Source organism: Bianquea renquensis (assembly GCF_014384895.1).
Lineage (GTDB): Bacteria > Bacillota > Clostridia > Lachnospirales > Bianqueaceae > Bianquea > Bianquea renquensis.
Genome location: NZ_JACRSQ010000028.1, coordinates 20,070 through 39,241, shown reverse-complemented (window position 1 = coordinate 39,241; position 19,172 = coordinate 20,070). Strand labels below are relative to the sequence as shown.

The window sequence follows — 19,172 nt, the reverse complement described above, 5'->3', positions numbered from 1 at the left end:
TGATTTGTAGTATACCGAGTTCCCTACGAATAAGAAGTATACCGAAAAAATAGGCTCAGGCAAACCATTTTCATAACGTTTTGTGCCTGAGCGAAGCGAAAGGAATGGATATAAATATGGAATATGCACATTCTCAAGAAAAAGTTATAAAAACATTTGATTGTAATGGGATCGATGTTGATTTGATAAGTTGGAGTGATACTATTTGGTGCGGAAAGATTGGTTATGCTGTCAATAATATAGATGAGCCAGATGTGGAAAAAATAGCACAAGAAGCTTCGATACTATTCCCGAATAATTTTCCAAACGAACGTGAAAAAAATTGGGAAGTATGCATTAGTTTGAATTATCTTTCCAATGAACGTCCGAATGGTGTTATGTTCGGATTTTTAGTGAAAACCGAAGAACAACCTGATTGCTATGATGTTATCAAAGTACCCTCATCTTTATACATGAAACTCCAACTATGCGATAAAACATTTCGAGCATTGGATGTTGAGCCATGGACTGGTGGCATTCCACCATATAAATGGATTGGTGAAATTTTAGCACCAAGGTACGGATACGAATATGGTGATGACACGTTACCAATATACGAATATTATTTACATAATCCGGAAAATTTCAATATTGAAGCTTGTTATTTATATGTCCCCGTCCGTGAAAAGTCAAGGGATATGTAGGATCATTCTTATATGACGCAATAAACCGCTGCAATTTTCATCCCCGTGTAGGATGGAAGTCGCAGCGGTTTTGTATTTTCTGAGAAATGGCATAAAACTGCATTTTAACAGTTTGGGTAGCATTTGATACCTTTGCGACCGCTGACGCTGGAAAGTGTCTGTCCCACACCGGACAATGGGGGCGCAAGAGGTATATAAAACCCGCCGCCGCGATTGGCTCCCGCATCGTATTTTCTCTTGCTCCAACTCAAAGGGGACCGTCAATTTCTTTGGAGCTCACTTATAGAGATTTTCAGACTTTGACGGATTGCAATTTTAGTAAACACATTCGTTCTGCTCATATCGCCGTCTACAAGTATTGCGATCTCCGCAGTTCCTGCAGAAAAATCAATCGTCGTCGTTGACATACCGATGTACTGCTCTGCACTCGTCACTCTTGAGATCGTCGGCTTCCCATTTTTTAGCGGCTGCTGAACGGGTTTCTCGCTTTCCGACACTCTTACGATCGTCGCCTCTCGCTTTTTTAGCGGCTGTTGAACGGGTTTTTCGCTTTCTGACACTCTTACGATCGTCGCCTCTCGTTTTTTTAGCGGCTGTTAAACAGGTTTTTCGCTTTCCGACACTCTCGAGATCGTCGCCTCTCGCTTTTTTAGCGGCTGCTGAATGGGTTTTTCGCTTTCCGACACTCTTACGATCGTCGCCTCTCGTTTTTTTAGCGGCTGTCAAACAGGTTTTTCGCTTTCCGACACTCTCGAGATCGTCGCCTCTCGTTTTTTTAGCGGCTGTTGAACGTGTTTTTCGCTTTCCGACACTCTCGTGATTGTCGGCTTCCCATTTTTTAGCGGCTGCTGAACGGGTTTCTCGCTTTCCGACACTCTTACGATCGTCGCCTCTCGTTTTTTTAGCGGCTGTCAAACAGGTTTTTCGCTTTCTGACACTTTCGAGATCGTCGGCTCTCGCTTTTTTAGCGGCTGTTAAACAGGTTTTTCCTTTTCCGTCACTCTTACGATCGTCGGCTCTCGCTTTTTTAGCGGCTGCTGAATGGGTTTTTCGCTTTCCGACACTTTCACGATCGTGGCCTCTCGTTTTTTTAGCGGCTGTCAAACAGGTTTTTCCTTTTCCAACACTCTTGAGATCGTTGCCTCTCGCTTTTTTAGCGGCTACACGATATTGACTTTACAAAAAAGGTTCTATGTGTTAAAATAACATACGTTACATAACAAGCGATATTGAAAGGAATGGACAAATGCCGCCTTCAAAAAAATTTCAAAGGGATCATATTATCAACGCGACCTATGAAGTCGTAAAAAATGAAGGGCTTCAAGTGGTAAACGCCCGGAGAATCGCTAAAGAGCTGAACAGCTCTGTCCAACCAATCTATCTCAATTTCTCCACTATGGAAGAATTAAAAAATGCCGTGATTGAAAAAATTTACCACACTTACATTGGGTACATGAGACAGGGCGCCAATGAGGAAAAGGCATATCAGGGCATGGGGATGGCCTACATTCGGTTTGCGAGGGATTATCCGAACTTTTTCAAAATTCTTTTTATGACCGAAAGCAATCTGTCCCCGGATTGCTTTATACAAAACGATGATATGGGAAATGATGTGTTGCAGACGGGGCAGATTTTTTCCGGGTTAAGCTTGGAAGAACAGAAAAAATTTCATTTAAAGGTTTGGGTCTTCACACATGGAATTGCCACTTTGGCCGCGACCAGTACAGTCAATTTTACGGATGAAGAAATAAAGGAACTTTTAGGCAGCACCGTTAGAGAAATGCTTATGGGCTTTAAAATTGAAAGAAAACAGGGGGAAAAATAAGTGGGCAATGTGATTGAGGTTCAGAACTTGACAAAAGAGTATAAAAACATAAAAGCAGTGGATGCTTTATCGTTTGAGGTTCGCGAAGGAGAAATTTTAGGGCTTTTAGGCCCCAACGGCAGTGGCAAATCAACAACCATCAACTGTATTTTGTCCTTGCTGAATTTTAGTAAGGGGAGCATTAAACTATTCGGCAGTGAGATGAAGCCCGATGCTTATGAACTCAAATCGAAGGTCGGCGTGGTATTCCAGGATGTCGCAGTGTTTGACGAGCTGACGGTATATGAAAATATTGATTATTTCTGCGGTCTCTACATCAAGAACAAGGGAATCAGAAAGCAGTATATTCAAGACGCGCTGACACTGGTAGGGTTGGAAGAATTTACTAAATTCCGCCCCAAGCAGTTGTCCGGCGGACTGCTAAGAAGACTGAATATTGCCTGTGGTATCGCCCATAAGCCGAAGTTGATCTTTTTGGATGAACCCACAGTCGCCGTTGACCCACAAAGTAGAAATAACATTTTAGATGGTATCAAACAATTAAGAGACAATGGGGCAACCATCGTATATACAACTCATTATATGGAAGAAGTCGAGATCCTCTGTGATAGAGTCATCATTCTGGATAAGGGCGCCATATTGGCGAGCGGCACAAACGATGAACTAAAGGAACTCGCAAAGATAGAAGAAAAGATTACAGTCGAGATTAGCAATCTGGATGCGAGATACATTGAGGCGATAAAACAATTTGAGACAGTCGATATGGTGACATACAGCGACAATCTTTTGCTCATAACCTACCAAAAAGGAAAGAATAATCTAGTTGCGCTTATGGATTTTCTCAAACAAGAGGGGATCGAGTACAGCAAAATCTATTCTGAACGGCCGACACTGAATGATGTATTCTTGGAACTTACAGGTAAGGAGCTGCGGGATTAAATGTTTATACACAATTTCAAGTACGCGTTTAAGACGCTCTTCCGTGATAAAATGCTGATATTCTGGACCTTTGCTTTTCCCATCATCTTAGGGACCTTTTTTAACCTGGCGTTTTCCGACATCGAAAGCAGTGAAAAATTTGACCTTATCAAGATCGCTGTGATAGAGAATGATGTGTTTCAGAACAATGAAATATGGAGGGAGTCCTTTGCCGCTTTGAGCGATGCGGACAATGCCGAACGATTATTTCAGACCCAATACGTGAGCGAGGACGAGGCCCAGCGGCTGCTCGAAGATCAAGAGATCGCGGGCTACTTTGTGCTGACGGACCATGGGCCCACGGTGGTGGTATCCTCCAGCGGAATCGAGGAAACGATTCTCCAATATGTAACCCAAGAAGTTTCGCAGGCAGAAGAAATGATACAAACCTTGACAGCGTCTGCGATGGCAAAGGGTGAGATATCCACAGCTGGTGATCAGAATGCCTTTTACGCTCAGCTTTACAGTGAGGTAATGGGGATTGCCCAGGAGAGCGAGCCGCGCATTCAAAACATATCCAGCGAAAATCTGAGCTATACCATGATCGAATTTTATACCTTGATTGCCATGACCTGCCTGTACGGCGGGATTCTTGGAATGGTAGCGGTAAACCTAAACTTAGCCAATATGAGCAATCAAGGGAAGCGAGTATCCGTAAGCCCCATGCGCAAGGGGAAACTCATCTTTAGCAGCGTGCTAGCCGGCTATATAACGCAGGTTATCGGGGTCTCTCTGCTGTTTGTCTATACCATCTTTGTACTCAAAGTTGATTATGGAGATACCCTACCCTTGGTTGTGCTGTTGACACTGTGCGGATGCCTGGCAGGATTATCCCTCGGAATCGCTATGGCGGTGCTAGTCAAATCCAACGACAATGTCAAGACGGGAATTATTATTTCCGTGACAATGGTAGGCTGTTTTCTGTCTGGCATGATGGGAATCACCATGAAATATATCATCGACAAAAATCTTCCCCTGCTCAATCGGATCAACCCTGCCAATATGATTACAGATGGTCTCTATGCGCTGTATTATTATGACACCCTGGACCGATACTTTGTCAACGTGGCGAGCCTGCTGATTTTTTCCCTTGTCATGATTGTAGTATCCATATCTGGCTTAAGGAGACAACGATATGATAGTATTTAAAACTTTTTTACGGGTATTAAATCAATGCAAAGTCCCGATCATTCTATACACTGTTATTTTAGTTGCCTTCGCCGGGTTCAACATGCAGGCAAGCGATTCCAGCGCTGGCTTTATGGCCAGCAAGCCGGATGTTCTCCTTATCAACGAAGATGATAACACCGGCATTACCAGGGGGCTTACGGAGTATATAGAAAGCAACTGTACCATCGTGGATATAAAAAACGACGAGGACGCCATCAATGATGCGCTGTTTTACCGGGACGTCCATTATGTTATCTATATCCCCCAGCATTATGGGGAGGATTTTCTGAATGGTTTAAATCCAGAGATCCAAATTAAAAGTACAGGGGATTTCCAGGCATCCTATGCGGAAATGCTCCTATCCCGCTATATCAAAGTGGCAGCGATCTATGCCCGATATATAGAGGATGAGCAGGAGTTGACCGCGAAGATCGGCCATACGCTGTCCAAACAGACCGAGGTGGAAATCACATCGACGCTGGATACGAATCGTTTGACGAAATCCGCATTGTATTACAACTTTGCAAATTACAGCATTTTAGCAGGGTGCGTGTATGTCATATGCCTGATCCTGTCCAGCTTTAAAAGCGAACCGATCCGCAAGAGAACCGCAATCAGCAGCATGGAGTATAAGAAATACAATCGGTTGCTGCTGGTATCGAATAGCCTGTTCGCAGTTGTGCTGTGGCTGTTTTATGTGTTATTAAGCTTTGTGTTGGTGGGAAATGTCATGTTTACGGCGCAGGGACTGGTTTTGATTCTTAATTCCTTCGTGTTCACCCTATGCGCGTTGACAATCGCATTCTTGATCGGAAACCTTGTGAAAAATAAAAACGCAGTCAACGGGATTGTCAATGTGGTGGCGTTGGGTTCAAGCTTTCTGTGCGGCGCCTTTGTTCCGGTGGAGTGGCTTCCGAATTCTGTCTTGACAGTTGCGCACATTCTTCCGTCCTACTGGTACATCCAGACAAATGAACGGTTGAAAACCATGGAGGCGCTAAACTTTGGGACCTTACGGCCGATCCTGTTCAATATGGGTATGCTTTTGGTATTTGCGCTTGTGTTTACTGTCGCCGCCAATCTTGTGTCAAGAGCGAAGCGAAAGATCGGGTGACTCCCGACCCCTGTTACAGCAACGGCGCAAACAGCTTGAGCAACTTTCCTCCCAGTCTGCGGTAGAGCGGTAGCTTGTGATAATCTTCCATGGTAAAGCGATGGCATTCCTCCATGGTCTTGAGCAAATCCGCCTTGATATCCATGACCGCAGGTGTCTTGTACATCCAGCATCCACACTCGAAGTGTAGGTACAAACTGCGGTAGTCCAGGTTGATCGTCCCCACCGTCGCCAGCTCATCGTCAACCACAAAGGATTTCGCATGGACAAAACCCGGCGTATACTCATAGATCTTGACGCCGGCTTCCAGAAGAGCCGGGTAATTGGATTGGGTCAGCATATACACCATAAACTTATCCCACACGTAAGGCGTGATGATCCGCACGTCCACGCCGCTCTTAGCGGCGGTACACAGGGCGTTGGTCATCTCATAGTCCAAAATCAAATAGGGCGTCGTAATATATACATAGTGAGAAGCATGGGCAATGAGATTGTAATACACATTTTCTCCCACCGTCTCCCCATCCATAGGGCTATCGGTGAAGGGCGCCACAAATCCTTCCCCGGCAAATGGTTCCGGGTGATATACCTGTGGCCGGAAGCGCTCATAATCCGGTTCCCGGGTCTTTGTCAGAAAATCCCACAGCGTCAGGAACATCACGGTAAAGTTCCAGACGGCTTCCCCTTTTACCATCACGCCAGTGTCTTTCCAATGCCCGTATTTCTCATACGCATTAATGTACTCATCCGCCAGGTTGATGCCGCCGGTAAAGGCCGTATGGCCGTCAATCACCACGATCTTTCGATGGTCCCGGTTATTCATCCGCACGGAGATAAAAGGAATAAACGGATTAAACACCTTGCACTGAATCCCCAGCTTCTCCAGCTTGCGGTCATATCCGTATGGGAGCAAGACCACACATCCCAGATCGTCATAGATAAGCCGGACATCGACGCCCTCTTGCGCCTTTCGAACAAGAATCTCCAAAATCGTATCCCAGAAGATCCCCTCATGTATGATAAAGTACTCTAAAAAAATATAGTGCTCCGCCTTCTCCAGCTCAGCTTTCAAGTCCTCAAATTGTTCCTCCCCAGACGCATGGTATGTCACCGTGGAATTCGTCCAGGTGGAGTACATGGCACAATCCTGAATATAGCGCGCCTGTAAACCCACCCTAGGATCGAGCGCCTCCAACTGTGCTATAACCGGCGATTCATGGCGTGTCATCGCCTGGGTCGTCTCCATGAGTCCGGTAAGTTTCTTCTGCATTCGGCGGCCCGCTTTATTTCCGCCGAAGAATATGTAAAACAATCCGCCAAAGATCGGAAATGCCATGATGGGCACGATCCAGGCTAATTTATATGCGGGATTGCTCTTATCATTAATAATATACACCACCACGATAAAGCTCAACAGCGTCAAGATCAGCTGCAGGTAGGCAAAATATTGACTAAATTGCCAGATGGCAATAATCAGGTACGCAATCTGGATTACAATACAGATTGCCACCAACACGACTCTGCTAAACAAAAGCTTAAGTAGTCTACGCACCCACTTCAAAAATAATCCCGCCTTTTACGTTACGTATTTTCTCTATTTTCTATTGCCTCAGGGGTATGTCAGTAGTATAATATAGGGAGGTGATCGCATCACAGAGGAGGTCTTCAAATGGAAAGGAAATCAAACGATGGCCGGATCAACCCTATGATTATCGGTCTTCTTTTAATCGCCGCCGGAATCATCTGGGGCGGCAACGCCCTCGGATTATTCCAGGTGTCGCTGTTCTTTAGAGGCTGGTGGACGCTATTCATCCTTGTCCCATGCCTCTACGCAATCATCAAAAACGGTCCCGATGTTCCCAATATCATTGGACTCATAATCGGAATCCTGCTATTCCTGTCTGCACGGGATATTCTGCCCAACGGAACGCTGGGCAAACTCATTATTCCCGTCATCCTGATCGTAGCCGGCGCGGGTATGCTCATCGGGAAAAAAAGGTAGCGGCTATCCTGCACAGAGCATCGTCAGAATCGTACCCACACAGAAATAAGGTCCCAGCGCAATGGGATCTTTTTTTGTCTTTCGGCCGACGACAAGGAGAAGGCTTCCGACACAGGCCGCCGCCATAAATGCCAGCGCTGTGATCTGAAGGATACCCCGAACACCAAACCAAATGCCAAGCGCCCCCGCCAGCTTGACATCGCCGCATCCAATACCGCCCCGGCTAAGCAAACATAGTGCGCCAAACAGAGCGATGCCCGTCAGACAACCTGCGGCTGAGAGTTTCCACTCCATATATCCAGCGGCACAGTACAATCCGCCAAGGGAGCAGACCCACAGAATCACATCGTTGGGCAGGCGATAGGAGCGCACATCCGTGACCGCCAATCCAAGCAGCATGGCCGCCAGTATGGAAAACCAAAAAAACTCACCGGATACCCCAAATCGAGCGTACAGCAGGAGGTAGACAGCCGCACACAGAATCTGCGCAGCCTCAACCCGTTGCCAGCGGCAGAGGCCCTGACAGGAGCAAGCAGCTCGGACGGCCGCCCGCCCCGCCGCCAGTCCAGCCGTCAATATCCCGAGATAAATCGTGATCCTTCCCCCCTATCTCTTACGCCACCTGTTCATACTCCTGTACAATCCGGAAACACTCTTGTAGAGCCCTTCTCGCATCCTCCACGGACTTCTCGCTGTCTGGCCAGTAATCCACATAGATGGTTAAATATGTATCCTCCTGTATCTCCCGAATGTAATATTCACAGCGGTAGGGCACAGACTCGTCCTGCGTGACCTCCTGCGTAAACATTTCAAATTCAAGGCCCTGTAGGAAAACCCGATCCCGTTCAATCACCTCATACTCATACCCATCAGACGACTGGGACAAAACCTGCGCGGAGGCGTCGGCAAACTCTTCCACGCTGGAGAACCCTGTGTATTCCTCCACATACGCCTGGAAGACCGTGTTGTCATCGTGAGCTGTGTTCTTTTCATTGCTCATCCGAATCAGCGGGATGTAGGCGTTCCCGGACTCATACTCCTCTGCCACAAACTGGCTCCGCTCCATTGTATCCGCCCGGTCCTCGGCCAGATTCACAATGGCGTCCTGCCTCACCCACCAGCCCTGCGGAACATAGATCTCCACACCGTAATACCCATTGTAGTAGGTCGCCGCCTCGGACCTGGCGTAAGTCCCCCGGAGTTGGTCCACCGTATTGCGGGCATCCTCCGCCCTGCACCCGCATAAACCTAGGGTTAAAATCACTAGGATGACGGCAAGTCTCCTTCTCATACCCTTTGCCCTCTTTCCAACCTCGTCTGCTGCTATTGTACGACATATGGATACAAATTGCAAGTCCCAAAAATGTGCAGTATCTGTGGATTTAGCAATTGAGTTTACCTTTATATTGATATATATAGCATATTTGATAAAATTATGACATGAAAGAAATTATACGGCAGACGAAAAGTGCTGTCTCAGCGCGATAGAATCGCCTGGGACAGCACCTTTTTTAAACTGGCCGTACTTTGCTTACTTTTTCGCCTGTATATACTCGTCGATGGCCTTGGCCGCATGTTTGCCCGCTCCCATGGCCAATATAACCGTGGCGGCTCCTGTCACTGCGTCTCCACCCGCATACACACCTTCGCGGGATGTCTGGCCGGATTCATCCTCCGTGATGATACACCCATGGCGATTGGTGTCCAGACCCTTGGTCGTATTGCGGATCAGGGGGTTCGGCGAGGTCCCGATGGACATGATCACACAATCTACGTCCAGCACATACTCTGAATCCGGAATCTCCACAGGACGGCGGCGTCCGGAAGCATCCGGCTCACCCAGCTCCATTCGGACACAGCGCATTCCCTTCACAAATCCATCCTCCGTTCCCAATATCTCCGTTGGGTTATTCAGAACCCGGAAGACGATCCCCTCTTCCTTCGCGTGCTCGACTTCCTCCAGGCGGGCGGGCATTTCCGCTTCCGAGCGGCGGTACACGATGGAAACTTCCTCCGCTCCCAAACGTTTTGCGCATCTGGCGGCGTCCATGGCCACATTGCCGCCGCCGACCACCGCCACCTTCTTGGCGTGCTGAATCGGCGTTGCACTCCCCTCCCGGTAGGCTTTCATCAGATTCACCCGGGTCAGGAACTCATTGGCTGAATAGACACCTTTCAAATTTTCGCCGGGAATATTCATGAACCTCGGCAGCCCAGCGCCGGAACCAATAAAGATTGCCTCGAAGCCATCCTCAAACAACTCGTCGATGGACAGAACCTTGCCAATGACCATATTCGTCTCGACCTTGACTCCAATCTCTTTCAGCGTATCGATCTCCCTCTGCACAATCTCTTTGGGCAGACGGAACTGGGGGATGCCGTACACTAAAACGCCCCCCGCGGTGTGAAGCGCCTCAAACACCGTGACTTCGTACCCAGCCTTGGCCAGATCCCCTGCACACGTCAGTCCGGAAGGACCGGCCCCGATGACAGCGACCTTGTGCCCATTGGACTCGGGCTTCACCGGCGCAGCTTTGCAGTTGGCCATATGGTAATCCGCGACAAAGCGTTCCAGGCGGCCGATCGCCACGGGCTCACCCTTGACCCCACGCACACACTTCGACTCACATTGAGTCTCCTGTGGACAGACACGCCCACATACGGCAGGCAGAGAGCTGGATTTGGATATAATCTGATATGCGCCTTCAAAATCTTCTTCTTTGATCTTCGCGATAAATTCCGGTATGTCAATGGCCACAGGACATCCCGCCACGCACGGCTTGTGCTTGCAGTGCAGACAGCGGTTTGCCTCGTCCACCGCTTGTTCCTTTGTGTATCCCAGCGCAACTTCCTCAAAATTATGATTTCGCACATCCGGTTCCTGAACCGGCATCGGATTCTTCGTTAGGGACATATTCGGCATGATCAGCGCACCTCCTTCTGAAACAGATTACAGGCCTCGTCGTACTGATGCCTCTCAAACTCTTTATACATGGTGGCACGCTCCATGGCCTCATCAAAATCAACTTCATGTCCATCAAAGTCAGGGCCATCCACGCAAGCAAACTTCACCTGTCCACCTACAGACAACCGGCAACCGCCGCACATTCCAGTCCCATCAATCATGATCGGATTCATGCTCACAATGGTCTTCACACCGTATTCCTTTGTCAGCTTGGCCACAAACTTCATCATGATCAGTGGTCCGATGGCAATCACCTCATCGTACTGTTCCCCGGCATCCAACAGTTCCTTCAGGGCATTGGTCACCAGGCCTTTGGTCCCATAGGAGCCATCGTCCGTCATCATGACCATCTTATCGCTGACCGCGCTGAATTCCTCTTCCAATATGACAAGATCCTTATTTCGGAAACCTACGATGGAGTGAACCTCCGTCCCCTGCTCATGGAGCTTTTTCGCCACGGGAAACGCGATGGCGCAGCCCACGCCGCCGCCGATGACGGCCACCTTTTTCAGCCCTTCCGTGTGCGATGGCGTCCCCAACGGCCCAACGAAATCATGGAGACAATCCCCCTCTTCCAGTTGATTTAAGGCCATGGTCGTGGCGCCGACAATCTGGTAGATAATCGTAACCGTTCCCTTTTCCCGGTCAAAATCTGCCACCGTCAACGGAATTCTCTCTCCCCCTTCATCCACGCGAAGAATGATGAACTGGCCTGGCTCCGCCTTTTTGGCGACAAGAGGCGCTGCGATTTCCATCCGCGCAACCGTGGGATTTAAAATCGTTTTCTTCAAAATCTCATACATATCGATTCATCCTTTTTTTATGCTGAAAAGCCGCAGTTCATGCGGCTTCCCAGCAATTATTCAAGTTTCCTTTCAAGCCCGTGCGTTTAGAACGTCACATCTTCACCGTAATATGCGCAGCTCAATACTTTCTTCATGTTCTCAACATCGATGGGGCGCGGGTTGGAGCCTGTGCAAGGATCACCGACGGCGTTCTCCGCGATAAAGTCAAGCTTCTCTTTGAATTTTTCCTCGCTGACGCCATTTTCCTTGTATGTTGGGGCGATATTCAGCCTCCTGTTCAACTCACGGATGGAATCGACCAAAGCGTTAACTAGCTGTTTATCTGTGTTGCCGGGCAATCCGATGGCTTTAGCGATTGTGGCGTAGCGGTCCATGCAAACTTTGGAGTTGTACTGAATCACATAGGGAAGCAAAATGGCATTGCAGCACCCATGAGGAATCTCAAATTCGGCTCCCGTCTTGTGGGCAAGACTGTGGGCGATGCCCAACAGCGCGTTGGAGAAGGCCATACCCGCAAGGCACTGTGCGATATGCATCTTCCCCCTAGCCTCCACATCGCCGTTGTAAGAGTCAACCAGGCTGTCATAGATATCGGAGATGGCCTGAATCGCCAACGGATCTGAGAAACCGGAGCGGGCTGTCGCCACATAGGCTTCGATGGCGTGGGTGAGCGCATCCATTCCCGTGTGCGCCGTCAGCTTCTTTGGCATTGTCAGCGGAATATCCGTATCCAAAATCGCGATATCCGGTGTGATTTCAAAATCTGCTAAGGGATATTTGATCAGCGTCGAGTAGTCTGTGATGACGGAAAATGCCGTTACCTCTGATGCGGTTCCGCTTGTGGATGGGATGGCGGCAAAGATTGCCTTCTTCCGCAGCTGCGGCATTGTGAACGGATCTTTGATATCATCAAAGGTCTTTTCCGGATACTCATAGAATACCCACATGGCCTTGGCGGCATCGAGGGGAGAGCCTCCTCCGATGGCAACGATCAAATCCGGTCCAAACTCTTCCATCGCTTTTGCACCCTTGAATACCGTCTCAATGGACGGGTCGGGCTCTACGCCTTCGAACAGTTGGACCTCCATGCCCGCTTCCTTCAAGGTATCTTCTACTTTCTGAAGAAAGCCGCCTCTCTTCATGGAGCTGCCTCCTGTCACGACAAACGCCTTCTTATGGCCTTTCAGATTCTTCAGTTCACTGATTGCTCCCGGTCCGTAATAGATGTCTCTGGGTAAAGTAAATCTAGCCATTTCAGCACGCCTCCAAAAGATTTATTATTATGAATAAATTGATGAATCCTGCACGGACGATATTGACACAGAATGGAAAATCCATTTTTCACCTGTGCAACAACTATCAACCGTTGAACATATAGTACCACGTTCAACTCTCGGCGTCAATAGGTTTAACAATTTTTTAACAATCTTTTGAGAAGGCGACAAATTTAATTGATTTTGCGCATTTTGGGTTTAATTTTTGCTTGTTATTGCTGTTTCTAGCTTGCATCCATTCCCCATTTTCCTATTATAAACCACTGAAGCGAAAAATGCAAGTAATTTACACCTCTTATTCATAGCAAAGAGTAAAAAAGGCCAAAAGGAGCGCATATTAAGGCTAAAATGAATTCGCTGGTCAATTTTATTCATAATCCAGCGAGCGTGAAGGCTCCGCCCTTTACTTGTCAGCCATTTCAAAATGTAAATCAGAATACTGTTAACCGATTGACACAAATTGGACGACGCTTAGAGCACGCCCATAAAGATCAAAGTCAGCAAAACAAAGGTTGTGAGCACCAACAGCGATACCAATATCACACCTATATTGATTTTGCGCCCTTTTTCGTTGACCGGCTCAGGAAGCAGCCTCGCCCTCCGGAGTCCCGTGACAATTGGCTTATACAGCAGCATGGTAATGGCAGCATTGAGACCGCCCTTTAGCAGATTGAACGGCAGAAACGCCGGTACCAACAGTTCCGCCACGGCCTCCCGAGGATATCCCATATAGTAAGGCGTGATAAAATAGTTCCACAGTAACATGACAGCGGTCATGATCAGCCAGCCCGCCACAAGCCCCAAAACCGCACCTTTCATGGAGCGGTGCCGCTTGTATAGATACGCAGCCGAACACGCGAAGGAACAGCTGGCGAGTATATTCATGATGCAGCCGATGATTCCCGTATCGCTGACTGTCACCATCTCCACCAGGGAAACGAGGGCTGATATGGCAAAGGCCGCCATCGGACCGTATATGAATCCGCCGATGGTGATGATTACATCCTTTGGATCATACTTTAAAAACAATACGATGGGGACTCGGCCCACCAACATGACGACATAGGCCAGTGCACACATCATTGCAAGGACCGTAATTTTTTTCAACTGCATTCTCTCCAACTGTCTTCCCTCCACTCGAATTATGTTTGGTGATGTCTGTCTTGGGAATTCATCCGCGAACAGCGGGCTTTCCCACTGGATATGAAAACGCCTGAAACAAGTTCTCGCTTCAGGCGCACATATTCTGCATACCACATTCAGGGGACGCGAATACTCCCCATGTGTACAGTAGACTTCTCTCATCCAGACTATACTGTCGGTTTTGGAATCGCACCAAATCCTGCGCCACGGCGCTCGCGGACTATACCGCCGGTCGGGAATTACACCCTGCCCTGAAGACCTCGATTCAGTTGTTTGTTTGATACGGTTATACTATAGCGCGGTATGGCTCATTTGTCAAGTAGTAAAAATGCTCCCCGTGGCTATATCACGTCTCCTTGATAAACTCCGTTTTGCATTTCGGGCAAGTGATGCTAATCTTACCTTTTCCCTTTGGCACCCGCAGAGACTGCTTACAGCTGGGGCACTTGAAATATCGGTGGGTCTTGCGGTCCCGAAATCGGTTCTTTTGCCTGCGAAACCATCCGCCAACGGGATTCCACAGTTTCAAAAACTTTTCGTTTTCTGCGCGCCGCTTTGCGAAGTTTTTTGAAAACATGCGCAAGTAGCACAGGATTAGTGGTATAAATGTCAAGATGGAAACAATCGGGTTTTGCAAGATGGAAGACAAGATCAGAAGTATGACGCTTAAAATCAGGATTGCAATGGATAGCTGATCCACTCCATACCGCCCCGCCAATAACCGTTGCAGCCAATTCATTCTCATGCACCTCCTTGTTTGTCGGCGTTCGGCGCCGCACCATGTGCCAATATGCGTTTCACCAGAACCGTAAAGACGATAACGGTGGTAACCGCGGCCAACACATCCGCAATGGGCTCTGCAAGGAAAACCGCTGTCACCTTGTCCGCTAAAACCATGGGTAATATATAAATCAGCGGAATCAATAGGATGATCTTTCGCAGCATCGCCAGAAGCATTGTAATGAGCGCCTGCCCAAGAGACAAAAATGTCTGCTGACAGGCAATCTGCGCTCCTAGCAGAAACGCGCCTGCCATATAAATTCGCATGGAGCGCTGTGTGATTTCAACGAGAGCCGGATTATTGTTGAAAATCATGATAAAGATTTTAGGGCAGAGCATGACCAACAGCCAGAATACAGTCGTAAAGATAAGAGATGACGTCAGTAGCAGCTTAAATGCTTTCTTGACGCGATCCTGGCGTCCAGCTCCAAAGTTAAAACTGATAATCGGCTGCGCCCCCTGGGTAAGCCCCACTAACGGCATCATAAGAATCTGCATGACACTGGCCATGATGGTCATGGCCCCCACATACAGATCCCCGCCATAGCGCTGTAGCGACGAGTTCAAACAAATATTCACTAGACTCTCCGTACTCTGCATAATAAAGGGCGACACCCCCAACGCCAGAACCGGCAGCATAACGGAAGGTCTCCACGCAAAATTTTCTCTCCGGATTCTGAGAAGAGTTTTCGGACCGGACAAAAATCGCACGACCCAGGCCGACGATATTGCCTGGGAAATAATCGTAGCCACAGCTGCTCCTCGAACTCCCATGTCCAGGACAAAAATGAAAATAGGATCCAAAATGATGTTGGATATAGCCCCAATGATGACGGTCATCATGCTCGTCTTCGCAAAGCCTTGAGCGGAAATAAAGGTATTCAATCCCAGCGCCATCTGCACAAAAATCGTGCCACTCACATAGATAGTCAAATACTGAGTTCCATAGGCGATGGTGTTCTCGCTGGCTCCAAATAGCAACAGCAAATCTTCCCCCAGGATCAAAAATAGTACTGTCAGTATGATGGAAATTCCCACCAAGGTCACAAAACAATTTCCTAGAATCTTCTCCGCGCCCTCTACATCCTTCTGTCCCATCTTTATCGATGCGCGGGGGGCGCCTCCCATACCGATCAGGGAGCTAAAGGCTGATATAATCATGAGAATGGGAAATGTTACACCAACGCCTGTTAACGCCGCAGCGCCGATCTCCGGGATGTGGCCGATATACATTCGGTCCACAATATTGTACAGCATATTCACCAGCTGCGCCGTAATCGCCGGCACAGCCAACCGAAATAGGAGCCTCCCAACTTTCCCACTGCCAAGGTCGGCTGTCTTTTGTTCCTGTTCCTTCACAGATTACGCTCCTCACATTCCCAAAATCTTCCACACAAGATTCGACATTCCCGTCAGAATTCCATTGCGGGCAAAGCTCAAAGGTTTATCCAGCACTCCGAGTATCAGGAGGAGAAACAGGACAAACTGTCCGTACCGTTCATAGCGCATATAGGAAAAATAGGCTTTCTCAGGCAGCACTGCCATCAAAACCTTCGACCCGTCCAAAGGGGGAAAGGGGATCAAGTTGAACGTTCCGAGGCCAATATTGATCAGGATACAGTTGGTCAATAAATTTTTGACCACGCCCATCGCTGTCCCTGAATACCCACCGATTAGCTTCCAGAGCAGGTAGTAGAGAAAAAGGAAGAGAAAGGCCAGCAAAAAATTCATCACCGGTCCTGCCAGGGCAACCAGAACCATGCCTCTCTTTTTGTTTTTATAATATTCAGGGTTGACCATGACTGGCTTTGCCCATCCAAATCCCGCAACCAGCAGGCAGAGAGTTCCCATCACATCCAGATGGCGGAAGGGATTCAGGGACAACCGGCCATCCATCTTCGGCGTAGGGTCCCCCAGCTTGTAGGATACAAATCCATGGGCGAACTCATGCATGGAAATGGCAATCAGGACTGCCGGTATGGAATACAGCAGCCCTATTAAAAAGTCTATGCCTCTCATCGATTTAATATCTCCGTGAATTCTTCCCCGGTGATGGTTTCCTTTTCAAGCAGATAGGCCGCCAGTTCATGAAGCTTCTCTATATTCTCTTTCAGAATCATAATCGCCTTCTCGTGAGCCTTCTTAATGATATCCAACACCTCGCTGTCGATCCTTGCCGCGGTCTCCGGTGAGCATGCCAGAGAGGCATCTCCCCCCAGATACTGGTTGGATATGGTCTCCAGCGCCATCATATCAAAGTTTGCACTCATCCCCAGACGGGTGACCATGGACCGGGCTAACTTCGTCGCCTGCTCTATGTCGTTGGACGCTCCGGAGGTAAAGGTTCCGAAGATCAATTCCTCCGCCGCCCGTCCGCCCGTGTACGTCACAATTTTATTGAACGCTTCTTCTTTCGTGACTAAGTTGGACTCTCCCTCTTCCACCTGCATGGTATAGCCCAAGGCACCGGAAGTTCGGGGAATAATGGTAATCTTGTGGACTGGCGCGGACTCTGTCTGTTTCGCGGCGACCAGCGCATGTCCTATCTCGTGATAGGCGACAATCTTCTTTTCTTTGGGAGGAATCACCGCGCCTTTTCTCTGATACCCGGCAATGACCACCTCCACCGACTCCTCAAGGTCATCTTGGCGCACACTGCTGTGTCCCTCGCGCACGGCGCGCAGCGCCGCCTCATTGATGATATTGGCGAGCTCCGCCCCGGACGCGCCCGACGTGGCGCGGGCAATGGCATTAAAGTCAACACCGCTTTCAACCTTGATCTTCCTGGCATGGACCTGTAGAATTGCCTCTCGTCCCTTTAAATCCGGCAGCTCAACCGGTATCCGGCGGTCAAACCGGCCTGGTCGAAGCAAGGCGGGATCCAGTGAATCGGGGCGGTTGGTCGCCGCCAATATAATAACGCCCTTCTCTCCGCTGAAACCATCCATCTCTGTCAACAGCTGATTCAACGTCTGCTCCCGCTCATCGTTGCCGGAAATACCGCCGCTGTCGCGCTTCTTTCCAATTGTGTCAATCTCATCGATGAATACGATACAGGGCGCCTTGTCCTGCGCTTGCTTAAACAAATCTCGAACTCGAGCCGCGCCCATGCCGACAAACATCTCAACGAATTCGGAACCGGATATGGAGAAGAACGGAACTTTCGCCTCCCCAGCTACAGCTTTGGCCAACAGCGTTTTGCCGGTTCCCGGTGGGCCAACCAGCAGCGCTCCCTTCGGCATTGATGCGCCAATCTGAGAATATTTCGTTGGGTTATGCAGAAAATCCACAATCTCCGTCAAGGCTTCCTTGGCCTCGTCCTCCCCCGCAACATCGGCGAAGGTGATCCCCGTCTGCGCCTCCACATACACCTTTGCATTGCTCTTGCCAAAGCTCATGGCGTTGGGGCCACCCATCCTTTTCATGAGTGTCCGGCTGAGAAGCTGCCCCAGGAGTATGAAGATTGCAATGGGAAGGATCCAGGAGAGCAAAAAGCTGATGATGGGGGAGCTCTGTTGCGGAACCACGTTTCCAAAGTCCACATTGTGATCGAGAAGCCTCTGTGTCAACCCTTCGTCGTCGCTCCAAATTCCTGTGGTGTAGACCTTCTCCTTTCCTTCATCGTTGATGGCGATAAAGGCAATCTGGTTCTCCTGTTTCTCTACAGTGGTAACCCGGTCCTCCTCCGTCCACTGGATGAATTGGTTGTAGGACACCTCCTGGACCTGTCCACTCAGGAGCTTTGGTATCAGCGTTGCGTTCAGAATCAAAAGGATAAGCATGGCAATGATATAATAAAAGATTAATGGTTTCTTCGGTGGTCTTGCTTCGTCCATCGTTACCTCCATTCCGCCGCATTCAGCGGCAAATTAGTTTCAATGGCCAGCGGTAGGCCCTTCTTTTTGCCGCTGACCTCCCCTAGCTTCGAGTGCTCAACATTTTCTGCACCATCTGGTTAAATTTCTCCAAACCTATGATCATATTCCGCAAATCCTCCTGGTCCACCTGCGCCAGGCTCTCCGCGTATAATCTCTGCAAATCTTTTTCGATCATTTTGATCGTTTTCTTTCCTTTCTCGCTGAGAGTCACATTGACGATGCGCTCGTCCGCCGAATCTCGGCTGCGCATGACAAACCCTTCCTTTTCCAGTTTCTTGCACATAGCAGAAATATTGCCGCCCGCGACGCTTATACTCTTGCCTAAGCTTCCCACGGTTCGCGTTCTGTTGCCAATCTCCAGGAGAATCCGGACCTGCATCATGGTCAATCCGTAGTGTTCCCCCACTGGGCGGAAAAGCTTATCCATGTTCTCCGAGATGCTGCGCAAAATATCCCACGTTGTATTTTTAAATTCAACAATCTCCACTGGATTTTGACACCCCCCTGTCAATGGAATAGCATCCTTCACAAGCAATATTATTTCCAATATTAAT

19 protein-coding genes and 1 riboswitch are annotated in these 19,172 nt (G+C 48.7%); of the genes, 6 read left to right on the top strand and 13 right to left on the bottom strand.

Annotated elements, in window-relative coordinates; all coding sequences use genetic code 11:
* Nucleotides 1-116: 116 nt before the first annotated feature.
* Nucleotides 117-683 carry a hypothetical protein gene (locus tag H8730_RS14310; protein WP_249290041.1) on the top strand — a complete coding sequence of 189 codons (567 nt, stop codon included), beginning with the start codon at nt 117-119 and terminating at the stop codon, nt 681-683.
* A gap of 387 nt (nt 684-1,070) precedes the next feature.
* Here H8730_RS14310 and H8730_RS14305 read toward each other — a convergent pair whose 3' ends face one another.
* Nucleotides 1,071-1,787 (bottom strand): hypothetical protein, encoded by a 717-nt coding sequence (locus H8730_RS14305; RefSeq protein WP_249290040.1) that lies wholly within the window; start codon nt 1,785-1,787, stop codon nt 1,071-1,073.
* A gap of 142 nt (nt 1,788-1,929) precedes the next feature.
* Here H8730_RS14305 and H8730_RS14300 point away from each other — a divergent pair, with 142 nt between their 5' ends.
* Genes H8730_RS14300 through H8730_RS14285 form a run of 4 tightly spaced genes read left to right on the top strand, consistent with a single transcriptional unit; the run spans nt 1,930 to nt 5,770 of the window.
* Complete coding sequence (locus H8730_RS14300) at nt 1,930-2,508, top strand: TetR/AcrR family transcriptional regulator (RefSeq protein ID WP_249290039.1); 579 nt, start codon at nt 1,930-1,932, stop codon at nt 2,506-2,508.
* The gene (locus H8730_RS14295) at nt 2,509-3,447 is read left to right on the top strand and encodes an ATP-binding cassette domain-containing protein (RefSeq protein WP_249290037.1); all 939 of its coding nucleotides are present in this window, start codon (nt 2,509-2,511) and stop codon (nt 3,445-3,447) included. It begins immediately after the preceding gene.
* Nucleotides 3,448-4,635, top strand: coding sequence for an ABC transporter permease (locus tag H8730_RS14290; RefSeq protein WP_177719923.1), 1,188 nt, complete (start codon nt 3,448-3,450; stop codon nt 4,633-4,635). It abuts the gene before it with no gap.
* Nucleotides 4,622-5,770, top strand: a complete 1,149-nt coding sequence (locus H8730_RS14285; protein WP_249290035.1) for an ABC transporter permease — start codon at nt 4,622-4,624, stop codon at nt 5,768-5,770. Before H8730_RS14290 ends, H8730_RS14285 begins: the two co-directional genes overlap by 14 nt.
* Nucleotides 5,771-5,783: 13 nt before the next feature.
* On the opposite strand, the gene cls is transcribed toward H8730_RS14285, so the two are convergent.
* Nucleotides 5,784-7,322, bottom strand: coding sequence for a cardiolipin synthase (gene cls / locus H8730_RS14280; RefSeq protein ID WP_177719929.1), 1,539 nt, complete (start codon nt 7,320-7,322; stop codon nt 5,784-5,786).
* A gap of 117 nt (nt 7,323-7,439) precedes the next feature.
* On the opposite strand from cls, the gene H8730_RS14275 reads away from it, so the two are divergent.
* Nucleotides 7,440-7,772, top strand: coding sequence for a LiaF transmembrane domain-containing protein (locus H8730_RS14275; protein ID WP_177719921.1), 333 nt, complete (start codon nt 7,440-7,442; stop codon nt 7,770-7,772).
* 3 nt (nt 7,773-7,775) lie between these two features.
* On the opposite strand, the gene H8730_RS14270 is transcribed toward H8730_RS14275, so the two are convergent.
* From H8730_RS14270 to H8730_RS14220, 11 genes are all read right to left on the bottom strand, one after another.
* On the bottom strand, nt 7,776-8,348 hold the full coding sequence (locus H8730_RS14270; RefSeq protein ID WP_249290033.1) for a prepilin peptidase: 573 nt from the start codon (nt 8,346-8,348) through the stop codon (nt 7,776-7,778).
* Between the two features lie 37 nt (nt 8,349-8,385).
* On the bottom strand, nt 8,386-9,063 hold the full coding sequence (locus H8730_RS14265; RefSeq protein WP_177719919.1) for a hypothetical protein: 678 nt from the start codon (nt 9,061-9,063) through the stop codon (nt 8,386-8,388).
* Between the two features lie 240 nt (nt 9,064-9,303).
* A complete protein-coding gene (gltA, locus tag H8730_RS14260) occupies nt 9,304-10,695 on the bottom strand; it encodes an NADPH-dependent glutamate synthase (RefSeq protein ID WP_249290031.1) in 1,392 nt (463 codons plus the stop codon).
* Nucleotides 10,696-10,697: 2 nt separating this feature from the next.
* Nucleotides 10,698-11,540 (bottom strand): sulfide/dihydroorotate dehydrogenase-like FAD/NAD-binding protein, encoded by an 843-nt coding sequence (locus tag H8730_RS14255; protein ID WP_177718502.1) that lies wholly within the window; start codon nt 11,538-11,540, stop codon nt 10,698-10,700.
* Between the two features lie 86 nt (nt 11,541-11,626).
* Entirely contained in the window at nt 11,627-12,796 is a 1,170-nt protein-coding gene (locus H8730_RS14250; RefSeq protein WP_249290029.1) for an iron-containing alcohol dehydrogenase, read from the bottom strand.
* A gap of 492 nt (nt 12,797-13,288) precedes the next feature.
* On the bottom strand, nt 13,289-13,930 hold the full coding sequence (locus H8730_RS14245; RefSeq protein ID WP_177718539.1) for an ECF transporter S component: 642 nt from the start codon (nt 13,928-13,930) through the stop codon (nt 13,289-13,291).
* 176 nt (nt 13,931-14,106) lie between these two features.
* A riboswitch (FMN riboswitch) is annotated at nt 14,107-14,223 on the bottom strand.
* Between the two features lie 83 nt (nt 14,224-14,306).
* The gene (locus H8730_RS14240; RefSeq protein ID WP_177718506.1) at nt 14,307-14,699 is read right to left on the bottom strand and encodes a hypothetical protein; all 393 of its coding nucleotides are present in this window, start codon (nt 14,697-14,699) and stop codon (nt 14,307-14,309) included.
* 2 nt (nt 14,700-14,701) lie between these two features.
* Nucleotides 14,702-16,099 carry an MATE family efflux transporter gene (locus tag H8730_RS14235; RefSeq protein WP_249290027.1) on the bottom strand — a complete coding sequence of 466 codons (1,398 nt, stop codon included), beginning with the start codon at nt 16,097-16,099 and terminating at the stop codon, nt 14,702-14,704.
* Nucleotides 16,100-16,111: 12 nt separating this feature from the next.
* The gene (locus H8730_RS14230) at nt 16,112-16,759 is read right to left on the bottom strand and encodes a site-2 protease family protein (protein ID WP_177718510.1); all 648 of its coding nucleotides are present in this window, start codon (nt 16,757-16,759) and stop codon (nt 16,112-16,114) included.
* Entirely contained in the window at nt 16,756-18,576 is a 1,821-nt protein-coding gene (gene ftsH, locus H8730_RS14225) for an ATP-dependent zinc metalloprotease FtsH (protein WP_177718512.1), read from the bottom strand. The genes H8730_RS14230 and ftsH overlap by 4 nt, the downstream gene beginning before the upstream one ends.
* A gap of 82 nt (nt 18,577-18,658) precedes the next feature.
* Nucleotides 18,659-19,105 (bottom strand): transcriptional regulator, SarA/Rot family, encoded by a 447-nt coding sequence (locus H8730_RS14220; RefSeq protein ID WP_249290025.1) that lies wholly within the window; start codon nt 19,103-19,105, stop codon nt 18,659-18,661.
* Nucleotides 19,106-19,172: the final 67 nt, after the last annotated feature.

What these genes read in the sequence shown, in the direction of transcription:
- H8730_RS14310 (WP_249290041.1), top strand. Translation starts at nt 117, where the DNA reads ATGGAATATGCACATTCTCAAGAAAAAGTTATAAAAACATTTGATTGT.
- H8730_RS14300 (WP_249290039.1), top strand. Translation starts at nt 1,930, where the DNA reads ATGCCGCCTTCAAAAAAATTTCAAAGGGATCATATTATCAACGCGACC.
- H8730_RS14290 (WP_177719923.1), top strand. Translation starts at nt 3,448, where the DNA reads ATGTTTATACACAATTTCAAGTACGCGTTTAAGACGCTCTTCCGTGAT.
- H8730_RS14285 (WP_249290035.1), top strand. Translation starts at nt 4,622, where the DNA reads ATGATAGTATTTAAAACTTTTTTACGGGTATTAAATCAATGCAAAGTC.
- H8730_RS14275 (WP_177719921.1), top strand. Translation starts at nt 7,440, where the DNA reads ATGGAAAGGAAATCAAACGATGGCCGGATCAACCCTATGATTATCGGT.
- H8730_RS14265 (WP_177719919.1), bottom strand. Translation starts at nt 9,063, where the DNA reads ATGAGAAGGAGACTTGCCGTCATCCTAGTGATTTTAACCCTAGGTTTA.
- gltA (WP_249290031.1), bottom strand. Translation starts at nt 10,695, where the DNA reads ATGCCGAATATGTCCCTAACGAAGAATCCGATGCCGGTTCAGGAACCG.
- H8730_RS14255 (WP_177718502.1), bottom strand. Translation starts at nt 11,540, where the DNA reads ATGTATGAGATTTTGAAGAAAACGATTTTAAATCCCACGGTTGCGCGG.
- H8730_RS14250 (WP_249290029.1), bottom strand. Translation starts at nt 12,796, where the DNA reads ATGGCTAGATTTACTTTACCCAGAGACATCTATTACGGACCGGGAGCA.
- H8730_RS14245 (WP_177718539.1), bottom strand. Translation starts at nt 13,930, where the DNA reads ATGCAGTTGAAAAAAATTACGGTCCTTGCAATGATGTGTGCACTGGCC.
- H8730_RS14240 (WP_177718506.1), bottom strand. Translation starts at nt 14,699, where the DNA reads ATGAATTGGCTGCAACGGTTATTGGCGGGGCGGTATGGAGTGGATCAG.
- H8730_RS14230 (WP_177718510.1), bottom strand. Translation starts at nt 16,759, where the DNA reads ATGAGAGGCATAGACTTTTTAATAGGGCTGCTGTATTCCATACCGGCA.
- ftsH (WP_177718512.1), bottom strand. Translation starts at nt 18,576, where the DNA reads ATGGACGAAGCAAGACCACCGAAGAAACCATTAATCTTTTATTATATC.